This window comes from Limnohabitans sp. TEGF004, from assembly GCF_027924965.1.
Taxonomy (GTDB): Bacteria; Pseudomonadota; Gammaproteobacteria; order Burkholderiales; family Burkholderiaceae_C; genus Limnohabitans.
The window spans coordinates 581,049-598,743 of sequence record NZ_AP027056.1; the positions used below are offsets into that span (position 1 = coordinate 581,049).

General features: G+C 56.7%; 17 protein-coding genes. 9 read left to right on the forward strand and 8 right to left on the reverse strand.

Annotated elements, in window-relative coordinates; translation table 11 throughout:
* Positions 1 to 19: 19 nt before the first annotated feature.
* From LINBF2_RS02885 to LINBF2_RS02905, 5 genes are read right to left on the reverse strand one after another with little or no spacing between them, the layout of a single operon-like run.
* On the reverse strand, positions 20 to 1,306 hold the full coding sequence (locus tag LINBF2_RS02885) for a Glu/Leu/Phe/Val dehydrogenase (RefSeq protein WP_104796364.1): 1,287 nt from the start codon (positions 1,304 to 1,306) through the stop codon (positions 20 to 22).
* Positions 1,303 to 2,085, reverse strand: coding sequence for a 5-oxoprolinase subunit PxpA (locus tag LINBF2_RS02890; RefSeq protein ID WP_104796363.1), 783 nt, complete (start codon positions 2,083 to 2,085; stop codon positions 1,303 to 1,305). The genes LINBF2_RS02885 and LINBF2_RS02890 overlap by 4 nt, the downstream gene beginning before the upstream one ends.
* Positions 2,086 to 2,099: 14 nt before the next feature.
* Positions 2,100 to 3,149 carry a biotin-dependent carboxyltransferase family protein gene (locus LINBF2_RS02895; RefSeq protein ID WP_104796362.1) on the reverse strand — a complete coding sequence of 350 codons (1,050 nt, stop codon included), beginning with the start codon at positions 3,147 to 3,149 and terminating at the stop codon, positions 2,100 to 2,102.
* Entirely contained in the window at positions 3,146 to 3,895 is a 750-nt protein-coding gene (pxpB, locus tag LINBF2_RS02900) for a 5-oxoprolinase subunit PxpB (protein ID WP_104796361.1), read from the reverse strand. The genes LINBF2_RS02895 and pxpB overlap by 4 nt, the downstream gene beginning before the upstream one ends.
* A gap of 18 nt (positions 3,896 to 3,913) precedes the next feature.
* Complete coding sequence (locus LINBF2_RS02905; RefSeq protein WP_104796360.1) at positions 3,914 to 4,447, reverse strand: winged helix DNA-binding protein; 534 nt, start codon at positions 4,445 to 4,447, stop codon at positions 3,914 to 3,916.
* Between the two features lie 162 nt (positions 4,448 to 4,609).
* Between LINBF2_RS02905 and LINBF2_RS02910 the strand changes: the two genes are divergently transcribed.
* The 3 genes from LINBF2_RS02910 to LINBF2_RS02920 are packed head-to-tail and all read left to right on the forward strand — an operon-like array spanning position 4,610 to position 7,466.
* On the forward strand, positions 4,610 to 5,587 hold the full coding sequence (locus tag LINBF2_RS02910; protein ID WP_104796359.1) for a TRAP transporter substrate-binding protein: 978 nt from the start codon (positions 4,610 to 4,612) through the stop codon (positions 5,585 to 5,587).
* Positions 5,588 to 5,589: 2 nt separating this feature from the next.
* Entirely contained in the window at positions 5,590 to 6,156 is a 567-nt protein-coding gene (locus tag LINBF2_RS02915) for a TRAP transporter small permease (protein ID WP_104796358.1), read from the forward strand.
* Entirely contained in the window at positions 6,156 to 7,466 is a 1,311-nt protein-coding gene (locus LINBF2_RS02920; protein WP_281890294.1) for a TRAP transporter large permease subunit, read from the forward strand. The genes LINBF2_RS02915 and LINBF2_RS02920 overlap by 1 nt, the downstream gene beginning before the upstream one ends.
* 48 nt (positions 7,467 to 7,514) lie before the next feature.
* Here the strand turns inward: LINBF2_RS02920 and LINBF2_RS02925 are convergent, their stop codons facing one another.
* From LINBF2_RS02925 to LINBF2_RS02935, 3 genes are all read right to left on the reverse strand, one after another.
* The gene (locus tag LINBF2_RS02925; protein ID WP_281890296.1) at positions 7,515 to 8,939 is read right to left on the reverse strand and encodes an 8-oxoguanine deaminase; all 1,425 of its coding nucleotides are present in this window, start codon (positions 8,937 to 8,939) and stop codon (positions 7,515 to 7,517) included.
* A 113-nt stretch (positions 8,940 to 9,052) separates the two neighbouring features.
* A complete protein-coding gene (gene tkt, locus LINBF2_RS02930) occupies positions 9,053 to 11,065 on the reverse strand; it encodes a transketolase (RefSeq protein ID WP_281890298.1) in 2,013 nt (670 codons plus the stop codon).
* Positions 11,066 to 11,126: 61 nt separating this feature from the next.
* The gene (locus LINBF2_RS02935) at positions 11,127 to 12,002 is read right to left on the reverse strand and encodes a LysR substrate-binding domain-containing protein (RefSeq protein WP_104796355.1); all 876 of its coding nucleotides are present in this window, start codon (positions 12,000 to 12,002) and stop codon (positions 11,127 to 11,129) included.
* Between the two features lie 112 nt (positions 12,003 to 12,114).
* Here LINBF2_RS02935 and LINBF2_RS02940 point away from each other — a divergent pair, with 112 nt between their 5' ends.
* From LINBF2_RS02940 to LINBF2_RS02965, 6 genes are all read left to right on the forward strand, one after another.
* Entirely contained in the window at positions 12,115 to 12,864 is a 750-nt protein-coding gene (locus LINBF2_RS02940) for an SDR family NAD(P)-dependent oxidoreductase (RefSeq protein ID WP_104797097.1), read from the forward strand.
* A gap of 48 nt (positions 12,865 to 12,912) precedes the next feature.
* Entirely contained in the window at positions 12,913 to 13,896 is a 984-nt protein-coding gene (locus tag LINBF2_RS02945; protein ID WP_104796354.1) for a TRAP transporter substrate-binding protein, read from the forward strand.
* 67 nt (positions 13,897 to 13,963) lie between these two features.
* Positions 13,964 to 14,470, forward strand: a complete 507-nt coding sequence (locus LINBF2_RS02950) for a TRAP transporter small permease (RefSeq protein WP_104797096.1) — start codon at positions 13,964 to 13,966, stop codon at positions 14,468 to 14,470.
* A gap of 13 nt (positions 14,471 to 14,483) precedes the next feature.
* Positions 14,484 to 15,743, forward strand: a complete 1,260-nt coding sequence (locus tag LINBF2_RS02955; protein ID WP_104796353.1) for a TRAP transporter large permease — start codon at positions 14,484 to 14,486, stop codon at positions 15,741 to 15,743.
* Between the two features lie 37 nt (positions 15,744 to 15,780).
* Complete coding sequence (locus tag LINBF2_RS02960) at positions 15,781 to 16,620, forward strand: transketolase (RefSeq protein WP_104796352.1); 840 nt, start codon at positions 15,781 to 15,783, stop codon at positions 16,618 to 16,620.
* Between the two features lie 47 nt (positions 16,621 to 16,667).
* The gene (locus LINBF2_RS02965) at positions 16,668 to 17,672 is read left to right on the forward strand and encodes a transketolase family protein (protein ID WP_104796351.1); all 1,005 of its coding nucleotides are present in this window, start codon (positions 16,668 to 16,670) and stop codon (positions 17,670 to 17,672) included.
* Positions 17,673 to 17,695: the final 23 nt, after the last annotated feature.

Below are 17,695 nucleotides of genomic sequence, written 5' to 3' on the forward strand. Positions count from 1 at the left end.
CTTGGCGTTTGAACGCATTTCAGGGATACAAACCGCGGAGTTCGCGAGCTTGCAACATGCGTGTGCATGCGATGATGAATGTGGCCGTGCGCAGGCTGACTTTGTGTGTGTCCGCCGTTTGCCAGATCGCTGCAAAAGCTTCACGCATGATGCGCACGAGCCTTGCATTGATTTCGTTTTCGTCCCAGAAGAAGCTGGAAAAATCCTGCACCCATTCGAAGTAGCTGACGGTCACACCGCCAGCATTGGCAATCACGTCTGGCACGACCAATACGCCACGTTCTGCGAGGATGTCGTCGGCTTCGGGTGTGGTTGGACCGTTGGCCCCTTCAATGACAAGTTTTGCTTGGACATGGTGAGCATTGGCGGCGGTGATTTGTTGCTCTAACGCCGCTGGCACGAGGATGTCACATGGCACTTGCCAGAATTGATCAGTCTCTAAAGACGCGGCGGGTGCAAAGCCTTTCACGGACCCATGTTGTGCCACATGGGCCAACAGCTGCGTGACATTGAAACCTGCTTCGCAATAGAGGGTGCTGACATGGTCTTGCACCGCAACTATGCGGCAACCAGCTTCTGCAAACAGCTGAGCGGCGACACCGCCCACATTACCCAAGCCCTGCACGGCCACGCGGGCCCCTTGCAAGTTCAACCCAATCCGGCGCGCGGCTTCTTCGCCAACGGTAAAGACACCTCGACCAGTGGCTTCTTTGCGCCCAAGCGATCCACCGAGGGCGATGGGTTTGCCCGTGACCACGCCCGTGGCGGTGGCGCCTTCGTTCATGGAGTAGGTATCCATCATCCAGGCCATGATCTGTTCGTTCGTGTTCACGTCAGGGGCGGGGATATCGCGTGTAGGACCAATGATGATGCCGATCTCACTGGTGTAGCGACGTGTGACGCGTTCGAGTTCACCGCGAGATAGCGTTTGAGGGTTGACCCGCACCCCCCCCTTGGCACCGCCAAAAGGTAGGTTGACGGCAGCGTTTTTGACAGACATCCACGCCGAAAGCGCCATGACTTCGGACAGGGTCACGTCTTGGTGAAAGCGAACCCCGCCTTTGCCAGGGCCACGACTTGTGTTGTGTTGTACGCGGTAGCCCTCGAAGTGCGCCACTGTCCCGTTGTCCAGTTCGATGGGGACATCGACGATCAGCATGCGCTTGGGTCGTTTGAGCGTTTCCACCCAGCGCGATAGCGAACCTAGATATGGGGTGACCCGATCGATTTGCTCCAAATAAATGCCCCAAGGGCCTAAGTGCTGGGGATCAAGGTAAGACGGTAAGGTGTGAATTTGCGTGGTCATTGATCGTCTCCTAACTGGGTAAGTGCCGTCAATGTGTAGCCTGCCGCTTCAAGCGCGAGTCGTATCGCTTGCGCGGTTGCCACCGCCTCAGGTCCGTCGCCGTGGACACAGATGCTATCGATTCGACAGGGCAGATGAAGGCCATTGGCTGTCACGATGGCTTTGGCGCTGAGCATTCGCAGCACATGCGAGACGCACGCTTGGCTGTCGTGAATCACCGCGCCTTCGCGCGAGCGTGGTGTGAGTTGTCCATCATCTAAGTAGGTGCGATCAGCGAATACCTCGTACCGAACGGGTTGTCCTGCATCTTCCGCTGCTTTAGCGAGCGTTGAGTAGGGGGGCGCAAGAAGAATCAGAGAGGAGTCTAGCTTGCGCAAACCTTTGACCACGGTGGTGGCTACCTCAGCGTCCGCGCACGCGACATTGTGCAAAGCCCCATGTGGTTTTACATGAGTGACGCGTCCGCCTTCTGCGGCCGCGATAGCTTGCAATGCCCCGATTTGATAAATCAGGTTGGCCTCTAAATCTTTGGCCGACATCTGCATCACGCGCCGTCCAAAACCTTGAAGGTCTGGGTAAGAGGGGTGTGCGCCAATGCTCACGCCCTGGGCAATCGCCTGGCGGACGGTGGTTTGCATCACGGTGGGATCGCCTGCGTGAAAGCCACAAGCGACGTTGGCGCTTTTGACGATTTGTAGCAAGGCTGAATCGTCACCCATGGTCCAGGCGCCGAAGCTTTCACCTAAGTCAGCATTGAGGTTGATTTGATGGGGTGTCATCGTCATGGTTCCAATCACAGTTCTGCGCGCAACATGCCGCTCACAAGGTTGCAGTTGTAGAGGGCTTGTTCATCAATAAATCCAGGAGGTAAAAACGATTCACGCGCGGTCATCCATTGCATCCATGCAGCGCGCTGTGCTTGTAGGGCTTGCCTCGCTTGAGCGTTGGTCACACTTTGAAACCGTATCCGAGATCCCGGTTTCAAATGCGCAAGCTTTGGTAAATCCGCTTGAATCACGGTGGCAATTTTGGGATACCCCCCCACGGTTTGGCTGTCTGCCAGCAGCACAATCGGTTGCCCATTGGCGGGCACTTGGATGGCTCCCGGTGTCACAGCATCCGAGACGATATCGGCCGCAGTTGCGTGGGTGTGCATCAAGGCCTTACCGCGCAGCCTCAGGCCCATGCGATCTTGTTCAACGGTCGCTTCCCATTCCTCATGTTGAAACGAGGCGATTGACTCTGGCAAGAAGTGATGGTGTTGAGGCCCCAAAATGACACGCACAGGTCCTGCTTCGTGCGTCCATGGTTCACGGCTTCGCCATTCGCGAAAGTCAGAGGTGGTCCAGGTGCTACAGGGCAGCACATCACCTGGACGGAATGCGCGACCCATCAGCCCTTCCAGTCCAGCGCGCCAATAGCTAGATCGGCTACCAAGTTGTGCAGGCAGTTGTAGGCCACTGGTGACGGCCAGATAAGCGCAACCTGTTTCGGCAATGCCCAATGTCAATCGATCACCTGTTTGTAGCGTAGCGCTTTGCCAAGCAGGCAAGGCCGTGATGGTGCCCTCTTGGGTTAACCACTTCGCGCCAATGATCCCCGTTAATGCGATGCGTACAGGCCCCGACTTGATGCGCAGTTCGGTGCCCATGCCGCGCAACTCCAAGACGGCTTCTCCACCCGCATTTCCTACCAAAGCATTGGCGGCCTCTGCCAACGGTGCGTCCAGCCAACCAGACAAAGGAATGCCTTCATGGCGGTGTCCTGCGCGTCCTCGATCCTGGACGGTGGTGCCAATACCCGGCTGCAGAATTTCGATCAGGCCGTGAGACGTCCGACTCATGACACATCTCCCGAAGAAAGAAATGCGTCGCGCGTTAATTTCCCGTTGCTGCATTGGGAGAGCAGGTGTTCGTATTCACTTTTGTCAATGGCATACCACCTGACGATGTCGCCCGCTGCCAGCATGGCAGGTTGTTCGATGTGGTGCGGATCGAACAACTGAACGGGGGTTTTCCCAATTAAGTTCCATCCCCCGGGGCTTTCCCAAGGATAGACCGCGCACATTTCTCCTGCGATGGCGATCGAGTTGGCTGGCACGCGCTGGCGCGGGCTGGTCAATCGAGGCATGGCCAATTCTGGCGGTAAGCCGCCCATATAAGGAAAGCCAGGCAAAAAACCAATCATGTAAACGCGAAATGAAGTGGCCAACATACGTTCAATGAGGGCGTCTTCACCGATCTGTTTCGCCTCTGCCCAAGCCGACAAATCAGGTGCAAAACTTGGGTCGAAGCACGCGGGTAAGCGCCATTGTTTACCCTGGATCGTTTGCTGTTCGCTGTCTTGTGCCAACGCCAACAACTGCGTGGCCAGTGCATCCGCATCGGTGTTTTGTACAGAAAAATGCACGGTGAGCGAGCGAAATGTGGGGACGACGTCTGTGATGGTTGCAAACCGGGGGTCATCTAGGCGTGCTTGCGCGATGCGATTTGCGAAGGCCATGACTTGTGCATTCAGTTCGGGGCTAATGTCCGTGCCAAACTCCACCGTCCATGCGCTGTCGCCAAGGGCCAAGAGTCGTGTTGTCATATGCGGGATTCGTCGCGCTCACAGCGATGCGGCTGACCGAGCGGCTTGGTCGTAGACGCCTGACAAGACGCGCAGCAGTCTGGCCAGTTCGCCAATGTCACGGTTGAGGGCCTCATCAGCTTTCAAGGCATTGATGAGACAGCTCTCGCGAATCTCGCGGTAGCGTTGCACATATTCGTTACCTGTCGCCGTCGAAGAGTAGGTCACTTCTTTACCGCTCTTGCGCGACGCCACCACACCCAGCCCTTGCAGCTTTTTGAGGGAGTAGTTGATAAGGTGCGTGTCCTCCACGTTCATGATGAAGCAGATGTCGGACAGACGTTTGTCTCGTGCTCGGTGAGACACATGGTGGAGCACCAGTACATCGAGCGGGGTGAGGTCTTTCAGTCCTGCTGCAGACATGCAATGGATGATCCACCGATGAAATGCATTTCCTGCCACGATCAGACCAAATTCGAATTCACTCATTTCGGCGCTTCGAGGTGAGACCAGGTGTGACGATGAGACGATCGGCACACTGGTATGTTGTTCGGTGTTGGGTTTCTTTGCCATACGTGTTCTCTCAAAGGTGGCTTGGCGGGTGGTGCTTATGTCGCCATCATAAAATCAAATCGTCAACAAAATGTCAACGATTAGGGAATATACCTATGATGAATCGTTGATAAAAAGGTAAATTCATTCTGTCGTAACTTAACTACTGATTGGAGATGTTTCATGAAACGCAAGTATCTTTCTCTCGCCGCTTTGGGTCTAGCAAGCTGTCTGACTGCTGGCCTTGTTCAGGCCCAGACCAAATGGGATTTGGCTTCAGCCTATCCAGCTAGTAACTTTCATTCTGAGAACTTGATGCAGTTCGCCAGCGATGTGGAAAAAGCAACAGCAGGCAAGCTCAAGATCACCGTCCATTCGAACGCTTCGCTGTTCAAGGCAACAGAAATCAAGCGTGCAGTCCAAGGTGGACAGGCGCAAGCCGGTGAGGTGATTCAAGCCAGTTTGCAAAACGAATGGCAAATCTACGGTGCAGATGGTTTACCGTTCTTGGCAGACAGCTATGACGAATCGGTCAAGTTGCAAGCTGCACAGCGTCCTATGGTTGAGAAAAAGTTGGCTGATCAGGGTTTGGTTTATCTCTATGCCGTGGCTTGGCCCCCACAAGGAATCTTCACCAAAAAGCCGATTGCCTCAGCCGCTGATCTCAAGAGCGTCAAATGGCGTGCGTACAGCCCAGCCACGGCTCGTATCGCTGATTTAGTGAAGGCGCAACCTGTGACCGTGCAAGCTGCAGAACTCTCTCAAGCGTTAGCAACTGGCGTGGTCGAGGCGACCATGACCTCAGGCGCCACAGGTGTTGACAGCAAGTTGTACGAGCACCTCAAGTATTACTACGACGTTCAAGCTTGGTTGCCTAAGAACATGGTGATTGTCAATCGCAAAGCATTTGACGCTTTGGACAAAGCAACGCAAACGGCGGTCATGAACGCAGCTGCCGCTGCGGAAACGCGTGGACTGGCGGCCAGCAAGCGTGTGGATGCCGAATCTAAGCTCAAACTCAAAGCCAACGGCATGCAAGTGCTGGAGCCATCTGCTCAGCTCAAAGCCGACATGAAGAAAGTCGGTGACACGATGCTTACCGAGTGGCTGGAGAAGTCTGGCGCTGACGGCCAAGCCTTGCTGGCTGACTACAAACGTTGATCATGAACACTGCAAACGTTACGCAACCATCGAGGCTGCGACGCAGCCTCGATGGACTATATGCACTGGGAGGAGTGATCTCCTCTTTGTGTGTTCTGATCATTTTGTTGCTTATGGTCGGTGCGTCCTTGGGGCGTAGCCTGGACTGGCGAGTCTCTTGGATCAACGACGTGGTGTCATGGTTGTGTGCGGCCGCCGCCTTTTTTGGCATGGCCTATAGCTTTAGAAATGGTGACTTTGTACGGGTGACTTTGTTGCTTGAAAAAGTGTCCCCACGCACGCGACATTGGCTTGAAGTTATTTCTTTGGCAACCGCGAGCGTTGCCATTTGCTACCTGAGTTTTTGGGCCGCACGTTTCACCTATCAAAGCTGGGAGTTCAACGACATTGCAGGCAATATGGTGGCGATTCCACTGTGGATTCCACAACTGAGTTTTGTGATTGGCGCTGCCATTTTGTTTGTGGCGGTTGTGGACGAGTGTGTCTGCGTTTTGCGTGGCGGCAAGCCTAGCTACGTGGTCCGTGTGGAAGAACGCCACGCACGTGGCGATTTTTCCGAGGAGTTGTGATGAGCTTGCTTGAAATTGGCGGATTTTTGCTGCTGTTGATGCTGTTGATGTTGAGCGGTGGTGTTTGGATCGCGATGACGCTGGCCATAGTGGGCTGGGTCGGTCAGGCTTTCTTTACCAGCACCGAGCCGGGCATGAACCTGTTCACTGCTTTTTGGGAAACCACGGCGAGTTGGGAACTTGCAGCTTTGCCGCTGTTCATCTGGATGGGTGAAATTTTGTATCGCACCCGTTTGTCTGAGCAAATGTTTGATGGCTTGGCACCTTGGTTGAATCGCATACCGGGTCGCCTGATGCACACCACCATTTTGGGGTGCGGCATTTTCGGTTCGGTCTCGGGTTCCTCTGCCGCAACCTGCGCCACGATTGCCAAAGTCGCATTGCCCGAATTGGAGCGACGCGGCTATGACAAAGGACTGGCACTGGGGTCACTCTCAGCCGCAGGCGGTCTTGGCATTTTGATTCCGCCATCGATCACGATGGTTGTTTATGCGGTGGCTGCGGATGCCAGCGTGATCAGACTGTTCTTGGCAGGTTTTTTACCTGGTTTTTTGTTGATGGGCTTGTTCTCTGGCTACATCGCTTGGTGGAGCATTCGACACCCCGACCGTGTTCCTCCGCCTGAAGCTCCGACCACATTGACCGAAAAACTTCGCCGATCTGGCAGTCTCATTCCCTGTGGCTTGCTGATTGTGTTCATCGTTTGGGTGCTGGTCAGCGGCTTAGCAACGGCCACCGAATGTGCCGCTTGGGGAGTCGTTGGATCACTGGCCATTGCCGCTGCTGGACGCAGTTTGACTTGGGAAAATTTTTGGGCAGGCCTTGCAGGTGCCACACGCATCAGCTGCATGATCATGTTCATCTTGGCAGGCGCGGCGTTTCTCACAAAGACCATGGCCTTCACAGGCATTCCGCGTGAATTGGCAGAGTTTGTGCAGAGCCTGAATCTTTCCCCCTTCGGTTTGATTGCCGTGTTGGTGGTGATTTATCTCGTGCTCGGCACAGCGTTGGATGGCATCTCCATGATTGTGCTGACCAGCGCAGTGGTGTTGCCCATGATTCAAAAAGCGGGCTTCGATTTGGTGTGGTTTGGCATCTTCATCATCATGCTGATTGAAATTGCAGAGATCACGCCACCGGTGGGTTTTAACCTGTTCGTGTTGCAAAACATGACAGGGATCGACAGCAATCGAATCGCGCGTATGACGCTGCCATTTTTTGCTTGCATGATCTTGGCCATTGTGCTCATCACGATTTTTCCGGAGATCGTCACCAGTGTGCCTAACTGGGTCATGGGCCAAGAGGTCTAAGTGAGCCCGATGCGCGCCAAGATTTAACTTGAAATCTTGGCGTGTTTCTCATCTTCCTGCCAACTGCATCGCCAGCTGGTTATGCCGCTCAATCAACGGCCCCATGTCCACCGTTGCAATCTCACCTTTACGCACGACTACGCGTCCATTCACGATGGTGTAGTCGGCGTTGTCGCTGGCGCATAGGAGCAGCGCACCCACGGGGTCGTGCACTGCGGCGCCGGCCATGCTGAGTGTGTTTGTGCGGAACATCGCAATGTCGGCGCAATAGCCCTCTTTGATTTGCCCCAGCTCGTGGGCGCGGCCCAGCACTTCTGCGCCACCGCGTGTGGCTAGGCGCAGGGCGTCGCGCGGTGTCATCTCGGATGGGCCGCGGTCACAGCCGAATACGGTATGCCCGTCTTCGACGCGTGGGTCATCTAGCGCTCGGCCCACGCGTGCAAGCAGCATGGCTTGGCGGGCTTCGTTCAGCAGGTGGGCGGCGTCGTTGCTGGCGCTGCCGTCTACGCCCAAACCAATGGGCACACCGGCGTCTAGCATTTTGCGCAGGGGCAAGATGCCGCTGGCCAATCGCATATTGCTGCAGGGGCAGTGGGCAATGCCGGTGCGCGTGCGTGCAAACAAATACGTGCCTTCGTCGTCCAGCTTCACGCAGTGAGCGTGCCACACGTCGTTGCCAACCCAGCCTAGGTCTTCGGCGTATTGCGCGGGCGTGCAGTTGAATTTCTCTTTGGTGTACGCAATGTCGTGGTCGTTCTCGGCCAAGTGCGTGTGCAGGCGCACCTTGTGCGCGCGGGCCAGTTTGGCTGCTTCGCGCATGAGGTCTTGGCTCACGCTGAAGGGCGAGCAGGGGGCCACGGCCACGTGCGTCATCGCGCCATAGCTGGCGTCGTGGTAGGTCTCAATCAGGCGTTGGGTTTCTTTCAGTATGAAGGCTTCTTTTTCCACCACGCGGTCGGGCGGCAGGCCGCCTTGGCTTTCGCCCACGCTCATGCTGCCGCGTGTGGCCGTGAAGCGCATGCCAATGGTGTGCGCGGCTTCAATGCTGTCGTCCAGTCGCACGCCGTTGGGGTAGATGTACAGGTGGTCGCTGCTGGTGGTGCAGCCGCTCAGCAGCAGCTCGGCCATCGCCACTTGGTTAGACACCAGCACCATCTCGGGCGTGAGGCCTGCCCAAATGGGGTACAGCCCTTTGAGCCAGCTGAACAGCTCGGCGTTTTGCACTTGCGGTACGGCACGCGTGAGGCTTTGCACCATGTGGTGATGCGTGTTGATCAGGCCAGGCACCACCACGTGGCGGCGGGCGTCAATCACCTCATCCACTTGCTTCAGCAGCTCATCGATGTTTTCGTCGGCGGGAATGATGCGTTCAATGCGTCCATCGCGCAGCAGCAGAGAGGCGTCATTCAGTTCGGTGTTGGCATCGTCTTGCGTGGCGATGCAGCGGGCGCGGTGGATGAGCAAGGTGGTCATGGACTTGTCCTAAAGAAACAATCAAACAAGTCGTGGCCGAGTCCTGGCTTTGTACCGTTCACAAAACTTGGGCGAGCACCACGTTGCCGCGCATCCCGGGCTTTTGCAGTGGTTTAGATTTTAAGCAGGCGCTTGGCCTCGGCCACCATCGCTTCGGTCGTGATGTTGAACAGTTTGTACAACTCATCCGCTGGGCCGCTGGCGCCAAAACCTGTCATGCCCACAAAGCCGCCGTCGATGCCAAGGTAAGCATCCCAGCCTTGACGCACCGCAGCCTCGATGCCCACGCGAATGCCGGTGCCCAACACACTTTGGCGATAAGCCGCGTCTTGCACGTTGAACAATTCCCAGCACGGCATCGACACCACCGCCGTGCCCACGCCTGCGGCTTCGAGCTGTTCGCGTGCTTGCACGGCCAGCAATACTTCAGAGCCGGTGGCCAGCAAGGTTACTTGGCGCGGCCCGCAAGTGGCTTCGTGCAACACATACGCACCACGGCGTGTGAGGTTGTCGGTGGTGTGCGCGTGACGCACCAAAGGCAATGACTGACGTGCAAACACCAGGCTGACAGGACCGGCTTGGTTTTGTAAAGCCAGCTCCCAACACTCAGCAGCTTCCACCGCATCGGCCGGGCGCATGACCCACATATTGGGCATGGCGCGTAGCGAGGCGAGGATCTCGACCGGTTGGTGCGTGGGGCCGTTTCGACCAATGCCAATCGAATCATGGCTGAACACAAACTTCACAGGCAATCCCATGAGCGCGGCCATGCGCATGGCGGGGCGTTCGTAGTCGGCAAATGCTAGGTAGGTGACCGAGAGTGGAATCACACCGCCGTGCGCCGCCATGCCGTTGGCCATCGAGCCCATCACATGCTCGCGCACGCCGCAGTGCACGTACGAGCCTGAACGGTCTTGCGTGTTGAAAGCGGTCAGGCCACGTTTGTGGCTGGTGGGCGCCTCCAGGTCAGCGCAGCCCACCATGCGCTCGGGCAACACCGGTGTGAGCAAGTCGTTGATTTCAGCGGAGATGAAGATGCCGCTGGGCGCGGGTGGTGCTTGCAAAGCTTTGTGTTTGTAGTCCAACAGCACGTGTTGCCAGTGCGCGGGCAACTCGCCGCGCATGACACGTTCAAACTCTGCGCGCTCGGAAGCGGGCAATGCAGCCACGCGGGCTTGCCAAGCTTGGTGTTCGGCGGTGCTGCGCTGACCGGCTGTGCGCCAGGCTTGTTGCACGTCCGCAGGGATTTCAAACGGGCCATGCGTCCAGCCCAGCATGTCGCGTGCGGCTTGTGCGTCTTCTTCAAACAAGCGACCGCTGTGACCGCCGCGCTGGCCTTGCAAGCGTGCAATGCCTTTGGCAATCACGGTGCGACAGGCCAGCATGGAGGGGCGTGGGTCAAGCCGTGCAGCATCGAGGGCGGCAGACACGGCTTCGATGTCGTGGCCGTCCAGCTCCACCACATGCCAGCCCGCCACACGGAAGCGCTCGGCCACGTTTTCGCTGATGGACAAGTCGGTGCTGCCGTCGTCGGTGATTTGGTTGTCGTCCCAGAGCAGCACCAGCTTGCCCAATTGCAAATGGCCGGCCAATGAAATCATCTCCTGGCCCACGCCTTCTTGCAGGCAACCGTCGCCCACAAACGCGTAGGTGAAGTGGTTGACCAAGTCCTTGCCAAAGCGGGCATTCAGATACGCCTCGGCCACCGCCATGCCAAAGGCGTTGGCAATGCCTTGGCCCAGTGGGCCGGTGGTCACTTCAATGCCGTTGGGCTCGTCGTGCGGACGCTCGGGGTGGCCTTCGCAGACGGAGCCCAGCACGCGAAAGCGCTGCACTTCTTCAATCGGAAACGCCGGATAGCCCGTCAGGTGCAGCAGCGAATACAAGAGCATGGAGCCATGCCCGTTGGACAGCACCACGCGGTCGCGGTCAAACCAGCCCGCGTCTTGTGGGTTGAACTTGAGATGGCGCGTATACAGCGCGGTGGCGATTTCGGCCATGCCCAGCGGTACACCTTGGTGGCCTTCTTGGGCTTTGACGATGGCGTCAATCGAGAGAAAACGGATGGCGTGCGCCAGATTTTGTTGAGGGTGTGCGTTCATGAGGCGGATTTTTGCCAACCCCATACATGAGCGCAAGCGATGAATATTCAGGCTCAGATGAACCTAATTCAACCTTTTGGGTGGCTTAAGGTGCCGCCTCTTCCCGCAACCACTCCACAAAGCTTTTCACTTCAGGCCGTGACGCATGTCGAGCTGGGTACACCATGAAGTGTGCTTGCACTTCGATGCTCATGTGCTCAGCAAACACGGGTTGCAACTTGCCGCTGTCAATGAGGGACTGACCCACGCTTGAGCTCTCCAGTGCCACGCCGAGTTTTTGCACGGCTGCGTCCAAGCTCATCATGGCGCGGTCAAAGCGCAGGCCCATGCGCTCAGGGCGCAACTCGCCCCCAAAGCGGGTGAACCAATCGGGCCATTGCACCACGCTCACACTGGACTGAATCAGTGGCACGCGCATCAAGTCTGCGGGTTCGTGCAGCGCGTGGGTGCGGATGAATTCCGGGCTGGCCAGCGGCATGATGCGCTCGGTGAAGATGGCCTCGACTTCGAGGTTGGGCCAGTTGGGCATGCCATAGCGGATGTCGATGTCCATTTGCCCGAGCTGAAAGTCTGAATGCACATGCGAGGCCGACAACATGAGCGAAATGTTGGGATGTCGCTCGGCAAAACGGGCAATGCGCGGCATCAGCCACAGGCTGGCAAAGCTGGGGCTGCTGTGCACATACAAGGTGTCTTGCACGCCGTGGCGTAAGTCTTCGGTGGCGGCGTTGATGGCGCCCAAGGCGCTGGCCACGCGCTGCAAATATTGCTGGCCTGCGGGCGTCATTTCCACCCCACGGGCCGAGCGCTCAAACAAGCGCACATGCAGCAGGCCTTCTAGCTTGGCGACTTGGTGGCTGACGGCTGAAGGCGTCAGGTGTAGCTCTTCGGCAGCCAGCGCAAAGCTCTTGCGGCGGGCGATGGTTTCAAAGGCTTGCAGGGCGGCGAGTGGGGGGATCATGGTTGAATGAAATTAAATCATGAGTGAGTTTATATCGTTTGCGCTCAAGTGCTTGCCTGTCAAACAATCGCGCCACTCGATCAACGCAATGCAATCAAACAAGGAGACAAGCATGCTACTCAAGGACAAAGTTGCCGTCGTCACAGGCGGCGCAGGTTTAAACGGTTTGGGCTTTGCCACCGCACGCATGATGGCGGAGCAGGGCGCCAAAGTGGTCATCCTCGATTTGGAAGTGGCCAACCCACAAGCCGCAGCTGCCCAACTGGGTGCCGAGCATTTGGGTTTGGTGGGCAACGTGACCGACAAGGCTTCATGTGAAGCGGCTGTGGCGCAAATCAAAGCCAAGTACGGTCGCATCGACATTTTGGTGAACAACGCTGGCATCACACAACCTGTGAAGTTCTTGGACATCACTGGCGCTGACTACGACCGCATCTTGGACGTGAGCCTGCGCGGCACGCTCTACGCTTCGCAAGCGGTGTTGCCATTGATGATTGCGCAAAACAGCGGTTCTATCGTGTGTATTTCTTCCGTGTCTGCCCAACGTGGCGGAGGCATTTTGGGTGGCCCTCATTACTCAGCAGCCAAGGCAGGTGTGTTGGGCTTGGCCCGTGCCATGGCTCGCGAATACGGCGGCAACAACATCCGCGTCAACTGCGTGACACCTGGCCTCATCGCCACCGACATCAACAAAGGCAAGATCCCTGAAGACAAACGCCAAGCCATTTTGGATGGCATTCCACTCGGCCACATTGGCGAGCCAAACGATGTCGCAGGTTGCGTGGTGTTCCTTGCCAGCAGCTTGTCGAAGTACTGCACCGGTGTCACGTTAGACGTGAACGGTGGCATGTTGATTCACTAAATCCCCCCTCGTTAGTCGTTCACTTAAACAATATCAGGAGACAAAACCATGAAACACATTTCTTTCATTCGCCGCACTTTGCTGGCCACTGCAGTTTTGGCTGCGACAACCTTGTCACATGCCCAAGCCGTCAAGTTGACCTTGGGTCACGGCGCTGCCCCCGGCAATCCGCGCCATGAGGCCGCAGTGAAGATGGCCGAGGTTGCGAAGGCCAAATCAGGTGGCCGTATCGAAATCCAAGTGGCCCCATCAGCCCAATTGGGTGACGACGCAGCCATGGTTACGGCGCTGCGCACAGGTGCTTTGGATATCAGTGCCAACTCGCAAGGCGCTGTGGCCACCACCGTGCCGGAGTACGCTGCTTTTGGCATGCCTTTCTTGTTCAGCGATTTGCCACAAGTTTGGAAAATGCTGGATGGTCCCCTGGGCAAAGAACTGGCCGACAAGTCTGCAGAAAAAGGCTTGGTGGTTTTGGGTTACTGGGACAACGGCATTCGTCACATGAGCAACAGCAAGCGTGCGTTGGCCAAGCCTGAAGACCTCAAAGGTCTCAAGATGCGTACGCCCCCTGATGCCGTGACGGTCGACATCATGCAAGCGTTGGGTGCTGAGGCTCAACAGATCAAGTTTGCTGAGTTGTATGTGGCTTTGCAGCAGGGTGTGGTGGATGGTCAGGAAAACCCGCTCATGAACATCCACGCTAGCAAACTCTATGAAGTGAACAAGTTCATTTCGATGACAGGCCACAAATACGAAATGACACCCTTGCTGATGAGCAAGCGCAGCTGGGACCGTTTGAACGATGCAGACAAGAAAGTGTTGCAAGAAGCTGCCGCTGAGGCCACAGAGTTGCAGCGCAAGTTGTCTAAGGAGAGCGACGAAAAGTTGATCAGCGAACTCAAAGCCAAGGGCGCTCAGATCAACACCGTAGACAAAGCAGCTTTTGCCAAGGCGACTGGCAACGTGGATGACAAATGGTTGGCTTCTCCCATCGGTCCTTTCCTGAAAAAAGTGATCGCAGCTGCGCGCTGATCTTCAAGGGCTTGCAAGCCTCTTTGTCCTACCCCCGCACGCTAGCGCGTGCGGGTTGGAGAACCTCATGAATTTGATTGAACGGACCATCTCGGTCTTGTGTCAGGTGTTGCTGTGGATAAGCACCGTGGTGATTTTTGCCATCTTGGTTGGCAACACCATCTTGCGTTACGCCACGGGTGCCAGTTTGCAATGGGCCAACGAAGTGCCTGAATTGCTGTTCCCTTGGCTCGTCATGTCCGGTGTGGTGTTGGCTGCACAGCATGGCGCGCACATCACCACGAGCTTTTTGATGGACAAGATGTCGGGCGCTGCACGTCGGCTCTGGGGCGTCTTGGGCTGGGCTGTGGTTTGCGTGCTTTACGGCACTTTGACACTGGCGACTTGGCGCATGCTGGATATCGTGCACGACGAGAAGTCCCCTATTTTGCAAATACCAGGTTCGATCACCTACGCCTGCGTGATGGTGGGGATGGCGCTGCTCGCTGTGTTGGCTGTGATGTCGGCTTGGCGCGCTTGGATCGCCGATCCGAATGCCCCTGTGTCTACTGAACCTGCACCGGTTCATTGGTGAGAAAGATAGAACCATGACCGCATTGATCTTGCTTGTTTTTTTGGGCGCTGCCGTGATCGCTATTCCGATCGCTCATGCCTTGTTGGTGGCCGCTATGGCTGCCGCCGCAACCTCAGACCGCGTGCCATTGGATTTGCTGGTGCAGCAAATGGTGGCGCAGGTGCAAAGTTTTCCTTTGATCGCCATTCCGTTTTTCATGCTCACTGGATCGCTCATGATGGGCGGCAAACTGGGTGAAGCGCTGATTGGCGTGTTGTCCACCTTGATCGGCCGCTTTCATGGTGGCCCGGGTCAGGTGGGGGTGTTGTCGTCCACCATTTTTGGGGGTGTCTCGGGCTCGGCTGTGGCTGATGCTTCGGCCATCGGGTCGTTGTTGATCCCGTGGCAAAAGCGTTTGGGTTACCCGCCCGCTTTTTCTGCTGCCACCTTGGCCGCAGCCGCCACGATCGACATCTTGATTCCACCTTCGATCCCGATGATTTTGTTTGCCCTGTCGAGCAACACGTCGGTTGCCGCGCTGTTTGTGGCAGGCATCATGCCGGGCTTACTGATGTGCGGTGGCTTCATGGCTGTGTGCTGGTGGGTGGGGCGTCGACGCAACTTCCCACGGGAGACACGCAAGCTCAATTGGGGCATCTTCGGGCAGCAGCTGTTGTATGCAGCGCCTGCTTTGGTCTTGCCGGTTTTGATTGTGATCTTCTTGCGCTTTGGCATTGCCACGCCCACCGAGGTGAGCGTGTTGTCTACGCTGTATGCGGGTGTGGTTTCTGTCGTGGTTTACCGTGATTTGGGTTGGAAGCGCTTGCACAAAGCTGTGATGGAAGCAGGTTTGTCAACAGGTGTGGTCTTGCTCGTCATCATGGCCTCGGCAGCCATTGGTTGGTTGCTCACGTTTGACCGTATGCCCGATGGCGTGGTGGGTTGGGCGCAGGCCAATTTGTCTAGTGCTTGGACTGTGATCTTGCTCATGAACGTCCTGATGTTGGTCTGCGGCATGTTCATCGACTTACCCGCTGCCGTGTTGTTGTTGACCCCTGTGTTTGTGCCGCTTGCTAACTCGATTGGCATGGATCTCACACAGCTGGGCATCATGATGACCGTGAACTTGGCCATTGGTCTTTACACCCCGCCCGTGGGGACTACGTTGTTTATCACCAGCTCCTTGGCCAAGGTCAAAGTGGGTGAAACCGTGCGCGAACTCGGACCGTTTTACTTGGTTGCCTTTGGCGTGTTGTTGTTGGTGTCTTATGTGCCTGAGGCCATTTTCAAGTGACCGAATATTGATTGCAAATAGTTGATTGGAGAAATGAATGAATTCAACTCAGGACAACTTGTCCTCCATTGCTCAGTGCGCTTATCGCATTCGTCGTTATGCCTTGCGCATGGGCGAAGTGCAAGGCCAAGGTTATGTGGGCCAAGCTTTGGGCTATGCCGACGTGCTGGCGGTGGCCTATGGCCACGCGATGAACTTCCGTCCCAACGAACCCGAGTGGGAAGGGCGTGACCGCTTTTTGCTCTCGCACGGTCACTACGCCATTGCCGCGTATGCCGCCATGATTGAGGCGGGCATCATCCCCGAGTCCGAACTCGAAACCTACGGCAGCGACGACAGCCGCTTGCCTATGTCGGGCATGGCCACGTACACACCCGGCATGGAAATGTCGGGCGGTTCGCTCGGTCAAGGTTTGCCCATTGCGGTGGGCATGGCCTTAGGGCTGCGCCACCAAGGCAGCTCAGCGTTTGTTTACAACTCCATGTCCGACGGTGAGCTCGACGAAGGCTCCACATGGGAAGCCGCCATGTCTGCCGCGCACCATGGTTTAGGCAACTTGATTTGCATGGTGGACATCAACAACCAACAAGCCGATGGCCCTTCTACCAAGGTGATGGGTTTCGAGCCTTTGGCCGACAAATGGGCGTCGTTTGGTTGGCATGTGCAACGTGTCGATGGCAACCATTTGCCCGCCGTGCTGCGTGCCTTCGACACCGCACGCGCCTTGCCCGATGCCAAACCCCGTGTGATTTTGTGCGACACCTTGATGGGCAAAGGCGTGCCTTTCTTAGAGACACGTGAGAAAAACCACTTCATCCGCGTGGACCCACCTGAGTGGCAACAAGCGTTGGAAGTGCTGGACGCCAACCGTCCTTAACAAATTCTTGGGGACAGATCTTTAGCTCTGTTCCCTTTGGAGAAGATATGAATGCTGTAACTGAAAAAAAACCTCGGCTGACCACCTCGGCCATGATCGCCTCCATCGCAAGTGAAGGCCAACGTGTGCAAGCCGCACCGTTCGGCAAAGCCTTGGTGGAATATGCCGCCAGCCACCCCGAAGTGGTGGGCATGACCGCCGACCTCGCCAAGTACACTGACTTGCACTTGTTTGCGCAGGCGCACCCCGAGCGCTTTTTCCAAATGGGCATGGCCGAGCAGTTGCTCATGGGTGCTGCAGGCGGCATGGCCAAAACAGGCTTGGTGCCATTTGCCACAACCTACGCCGTGTTCGGCACACGCCGTGCGTATGACTTCATCCATCAAGTGATCGCTGAAGAAAACTTGAACGTGAAAATTTGCTGCGCCTTGCCCGGCCTCACCACCGGCTACGGCCCCAGCCATCAGGCCACCGAAGATTTGGCCATGATGCGCGCCATTCCTGGCCTGACCGTGGTGGATCCTTGCGACGCGCTCGACATCGAGCAAGCCGTGCCACAAATCGCGGCCCACCAAGGCCCTGTGTACATGCGCTTGTTGCGTGGAAATGTTCCGTTGGTGCTTGATGAGTACAACTACAAGTTCGAGTTGGGCAAAGCCAAGATGCTGCGCGAAGGCAATGATGTGCTGGTGATTTCCAGCGGCTTCATGACCATGCGCACACTCGAAGTGGCCAAGCAGCTTGAAGCCGACAAGATCAATGTGGCGGTGTTGCATTGCCCCACCATCAAGCCGCTCGACGAAGCCACCATCTTGGCCGAAGTGCGCAAGCCTGGTCGTTTGGTTGTGGTGGCTGAGAACCACTCAGTGATTGGCGGCTTGGGCGAAGCAGTGGCTGGCTTGTTGTTGCGCGAAGGTGCAGCACCTGCCAAGTTCCGCATGTTGGGTCTGCCTGATGCATTCCTCGACGCGGGTGCATTGCCCACCTTGCATGACCGTTACGGCATCTCGGCTGAGAAAGTGGCGGCTTCGCTCAAGGCTTGGCTGGCTTGATGTTTCGCGCTGGCGCTAGGATA